The sequence below is a fragment of the Vibrio sp. 2130-1 genome (assembly GCF_033339515.1).
Map to the genome: position 1 here is coordinate 1 of NZ_JAWOUT010000286.1, position 699 is coordinate 699.

Here is a 699-nt window from a genome sequence, read left to right on the forward strand (position 1 = left end):
AGGGTTATGTTGGGTGTACAGCGGAACGCTTAGTGCTTGAAAAGTTCGAAGACTTAGCTTTGTTACAAAGAAATGATAAAGGCTTTTATATCCCGACAGAGCAAGGCAAGAAACTCCTGTACACGATAAAAAACCTCTAACAAACTGTTTAAGAGTGATTCGCTACGCGTGGCATTTTTACTATGCGTTGTGTTTAGTGTTTAAGGTGGTATGCGTAGGCATCGGTATTGCGTTGCTCACACCTTAACAGGGCGTTATACGATTAAGGAGAAAAATGAAGCCTGATTTACACGGAAGTAGGGTTGTATTGAGGTCAATTCAAATGGAAGATTCTGAAGACTTGTTTGAGATTTATGGTGATGTTCAAACAATGGAATTTGCCTCAGATCCGGTTTTTCCATCGAAAGATTTGATATTTCAGATGCTAGAAAGCGTCGTCCAATTAGAAAAGTCGGGTGAATCACTGGAATGGGCAGTTTTAGAGCAATCGACCAACAAAGTTATTGGAACTTGCGGTTTACATAGTTTTAGTGATTGTAGTCGTTCATGTGAGGTTGGATGCTTACTTAATTCAGCATATTGGCGACAAGGCTATATGTTGGAAGCTCTGAGTTTATTATTTTCTCACGCAAAATCTGTGGGCATTGAAAAATTGTATGCCGACATTGATGAAGGTAACTTTCGGTCTAAAGCTCTGTT

At 39.6% G+C, this 699-nt stretch carries 1 protein-coding gene; it reads left to right on the forward strand.

All coding sequences use genetic code 11. The features are described from left to right. Positions 1 to 274: 274 nt before the first annotated feature. Positions 275 to 699: GNAT family N-acetyltransferase (locus R7Q09_RS25770; RefSeq protein ID WP_318143895.1), on the forward strand; the 425-nt coding region annotated here is incomplete at its 3' end.